At 59.1% G+C, this 3,825-nt stretch carries 4 protein-coding genes and 1 pseudogene; 3 read left to right on the plus strand and 2 right to left on the minus strand.

Annotated elements, in window-relative coordinates; all coding sequences use genetic code 11:
• On the minus strand, positions 1-746 hold a 746-nt coding region (locus tag IGS51_RS20370), incomplete at its 3' end, for an FGGY family carbohydrate kinase (RefSeq protein WP_297080598.1).
• 406 nt (positions 747-1,152) lie between these two features.
• Between IGS51_RS20370 and IGS51_RS20375 the strand changes: the two genes are divergently transcribed.
• Together IGS51_RS20375 and prmC are read left to right on the plus strand one after the other, a co-directional pair.
• Positions 1,153-1,950 carry a Tic22 family protein gene (locus tag IGS51_RS20375; RefSeq protein ID WP_297080599.1) on the plus strand — a complete coding sequence of 266 codons (798 nt, stop codon included), beginning with the start codon at positions 1,153-1,155 and terminating at the stop codon, positions 1,948-1,950.
• 17 nt (positions 1,951-1,967) lie between these two features.
• Positions 1,968-2,867, plus strand: a complete 900-nt coding sequence (gene prmC, locus IGS51_RS20380; RefSeq protein ID WP_367279394.1) for a peptide chain release factor N(5)-glutamine methyltransferase — start codon at positions 1,968-1,970, stop codon at positions 2,865-2,867.
• A 115-nt stretch (positions 2,868-2,982) separates the two neighbouring features.
• Here prmC and IGS51_RS20385 read toward each other — a convergent pair whose 3' ends face one another.
• A complete protein-coding gene (locus IGS51_RS20385; RefSeq protein WP_297080600.1) occupies positions 2,983-3,474 on the minus strand; it encodes a hypothetical protein in 492 nt (163 codons plus the stop codon).
• 234 nt (positions 3,475-3,708) lie between these two features.
• Between IGS51_RS20385 and IGS51_RS20390 the strand changes: the two are divergent.
• Positions 3,709-3,825 (plus strand): annotated as a pseudogene (locus IGS51_RS20390) (Sua5/YciO/YrdC/YwlC family protein); the annotation flags it as partial.

The raw sequence follows: 3,825 nt of genomic DNA on the forward strand, positions 1-3,825 counted from the left end.
CCAATTTTAATTTGGCCGATTTTTCTTCCAACCAGCGCGGCGGCAGTATCGGCGGCTCCGGCCACCACGGGCAGATCGGCGGGCAACCCTAGATGCTCGGCGGCGCTGCGGGTCAGGGTTCCGGCGATCGCCCTCGAAGCCACAATGGGCGGCAGCCAATCGGTTCGCAGGTGCAGCGCCTCCAGCAGGGCGATCGCCCAGGTTCCCGCTGCCACATCCGCCATCAGCGTCCCCGAAGCGTCCGAGGGTTCCGTCGCCGCCTGTCCCGTCAGCCGAAGCCGCAGCCAATCTTTGGGTTGCAGCGCCCAACGGGCCATCCGATATACCTCCGGTTCTCTCTGCCGTAGCCACAGCAGGCTCGGCCCCGCCATGCCCACGGTCAGCGGGTTGGCCAGCGGCCGCAGCGCCTCAGTTCCCAGCGCCCGATAGTGTTCTAGCTCATAGCGCGATCGCCCATCGGCCCAGAGAATCGCCGACCGCAGCGGGTTTCCCACCCCATCACACACCACCACGCCATGCATTTGCCCCGACAGCCCGATGGCTTGCACCTGCGCGGCATGGGGCTGAACCGCCTTCCGAACGGCGATCGCCCCTGCGTTCCACCAGTCCTGCGGGTCGCTTTCGGCCCAGCCCGGATGGGGCGCATTCACCGGATACGGATGGGAGGCTTCAGCGATAACGGTTCCATCAGCGCTCATCAGCAGCGCTTTTAGGGAACTGGTGCCGAGGTCAATTCCAAGAAACATTGAGCAACGGAAAACGAAAAAGGAAAAAGGGGACAAATAAACAAGGGGCTAGATAAGCAGGAGATGCGAGGGTAAGTGACTGACTTCAACCGTTTAACCCCACGCCACCCCGCCAATCACTCTGTCTCTTCAGATCTGCCTCTTAAAGATCTGCCTCTTAAAGAAAAGATCTGCCTCTTAAAGAATAGACGTGCCTCTTAGCGGCGGAACTTGCCTTTGGCACAAGCAGTCTGCTAACTCGACCCACTTGCCTGTAGAATGAATCCAACTTTCGGCGCTGGTGGTGCCAGGGAAAAAATCTCCGACGAGCGGCGTTGCTGCAACCGTCTAAACTTTCCCCCGATGACCCAAACAAGCCCCAAATCAACGTCCGTTTGGGCCTGTAATTAAGGAGTATTAAGTCGTTATGAGGTCACTATTTCAACGGAGTGCGGCGATCGCAGTAGCAGGCGGCATCGCGTTGACTGGTCTATTAGCGGGTGGGCTGCGCGTCTTGGCGTTGACCACCGAGCAAGTCATGGAACGTCTCCGCCCCATCCCTGTGTTTGCAGTTACCGATGCCGATGGCACCCCGCTCGTTGCCACAACTGGGGAAGGAGATAACGCTACCCCCGTCGCAGGGGTCTTCATCAGCCGTCAAGACGCGCAGCAGTTTGTCGAGGGGCTGAAATCTCGCAATCCCCAGCTTGGCAACTCGGTGCAAGTGACAACCGTTTCGCTGGCGGAAATTTTTGAACTGGCGGTGCGCCAGCAAAACGACGATGATGCCCTGCGGTTCTACTTCGTGCCCATGCGTCAGCAGGTCGAGTCGGCCCGCACGGTACTCCAGCAAAATCGGCAAAATCCTGAGAATTTCGAGGGTGTTCCGCTGTTTTTCCTGGAATCGACCCAGGAAGGCGGTGGCTATCTCACCATTCAGCAGGGGAACCAGCGGGTGATTCCGATTTTCTTTACGCAGCAAGACTTGCAGGCAATGGTGACCCGGATTACCCAACAAGAGCCGAGTCTGGCAGGTCGGACGCGGGTGCAAGTGACCAGTTTGGAAACGCTAATCCAGATTTTCCAAAGCAGCGATGATCCTGATTTGAATCAGGTGGTGCTGGTGCCGCCTCGCGAGACGCTGGAGTATATCAGGACGTTGCAACCCAATGGCGGCGCAGCACCAGCCGGGGGTGGCCGCAATAGCGGCGGCAGAACCCGCTAGTCCCCGCTGTTGAACCCGTGGTGAAGGAAACGGTAGCGGGCGATCGCCTCTGGCAGTGGCGACAATTGGCGCGTCAGGCGGCGATCGCCCATCAGGTCAGTCCAGCAGAGGTCGATTGGCTACTGCAACAGGGAGCCGACGTAGATCCGCTGCTGCTGAAGCTGGGGCCACCGTTTCCACCAGAAATTTCGCTCAGCCGTTCCCTGGCTGACCTGACCCAGCTTTGGCAGGCACGGCTGCGCGACCGAGTGCCCGTGCAATATCTGGTCGGTCGAGTTCCCTGGCGAGAGTTTGACCTGGCCGTGTCGCCAGCGGTTCTGATTCCCCGCCCAGAAACAGAACTGCTGATCGACCTGGCAAACTCGGCGGCCTTGCAATATGGTTGGTCAGTTCAGGAAGTCAGCCATTGGGCCGACTTGGGAACGGGCAGCGGGGCGATCGCCCTTGGGCTGGCCACGGTCTTTCCGCTGGCTACGGTTCACGCGGTTGACTGGAGTGAACCCGCCCTGGCGATCGCCCGACAAAATGCTGAGGCTGCTGGCTTGGGCGATCGCATCCAGTTTCACCAAGGCTCCTGGTTCGAGCCGCTAGCCTTCCTTGCCAGCCAGCTACAGGGCATCGTCTCAAACCCGCCCTACATTCCCACCAGTGATTTAACCCACCTAGACCCAGAGGTGGCCGTCCACGAACCCCACACCGCGCTCGACGGCGGCCCCGACGGGCTAGACTGCATTCGCCACATTGTCCACACGGCCCCCCACTACCTAAAACCGGGCGGACTCTTGCTGCTGGAAATGATGGCCGGCCAGGCCCCAGCCGTCGCCCAACTCCTCAGCAACACGGGACAATACGCCACAGTTCAGATTCATCCCGACCTGGCCGGAATCGAGCGATTTGCCGTCAGCGTGCGGAGGTAATAGGTAATAGGAAGAAGGAAGAGGGAAAAAGGAAGAACGAAAATAGAAACGCGAAAACCTGCTCTTCTCTCTTTCCCTTCTTCGTTCTTCTTTCTTCGTTCTTCCCTCTTCCCTCTCACTTTCCCCACAGCGTCGTGTCCATCCGCGCCCGCAACTCTTCGGGAAACTCGCCCGTATGCACCTGTTCCCGCAGCACCTCTGGATCACCCCAGGACACCAGTTCCAGATACGTGCGGGCTGCGCCCAGCGGATTGCCGTCCAGGTCAAAGAGTTCCAGCCAGCCGTCATCGCCATCGGTCGTCGTTACCACGGCATACACCGCGCCGTTGGGTGCGCCCTCCATCGGCACTTGAGAAACCGACACCGAACCCCAGTCGTGCTGCATCACGTTTTCATCGTAAAAATCGTAGGCAGCCTGGACGCTGGCGGGCAGGGGAGGCGTGCCTGCAATGCCGATACCACCAATCGCATTCTGACGCAGCGGCATCTCCTCAGTCGCGTCTTCTCCGCTTTGATAGGCGGCGTATTTGTCTTGCCAAAAGGTTTTGAGCAGGCTGGTACACTGCTGCTGCACGGGCGTTGGGTCTGGGGTGGGCGAATTATCCATATTAGGAGAATTATATTGGGAGAATTACGCGGTGGTGAGGTGAGCGATAGTGGTGAGCGATAGTGGTGAGCGGGGTTTCGGTGGGTAGCGTACCGCAGTCGAGGCTTCGCACAGTGGGAAAAATTGGCGCTGAACCGTTGCCTTAACCCTTTGCAATCCGTAGAATAGCGCGAGTTTCAGATTAGCTAAAATCCCCTGTGTTTTCTATTGTGGTGTCTGTGATACCTCTCTGCTATGCCGCAAGTGTCTCTGACTGAACTGGTTGATGTCGCTCGGCAGGGTGCTGGGCTGATTAGCTTCCCGACGGATACCGTGCCTGCGCTGGCAGCGCGACCGGATGCGGCGGGGCTG

Origin of the sequence: Thermoleptolyngbya sp. M55_K2018_002 (assembly GCF_015295965.1) — a bacterium.
Lineage (GTDB): Bacteria > Cyanobacteriota > Cyanobacteriia > Elainellales > Elainellaceae > Thermoleptolyngbya > Thermoleptolyngbya sichuanensis.

What these genes read in the sequence shown, in the direction of transcription:
- IGS51_RS20375 (WP_297080599.1), top strand. Translation starts at nt 1,153, where the DNA reads ATGAGGTCACTATTTCAACGGAGTGCGGCGATCGCAGTAGCAGGCGGC.
- IGS51_RS20385 (WP_297080600.1), bottom strand. Translation starts at nt 3,474, where the DNA reads ATGGATAATTCGCCCACCCCAGACCCAACGCCCGTGCAGCAGCAGTGT.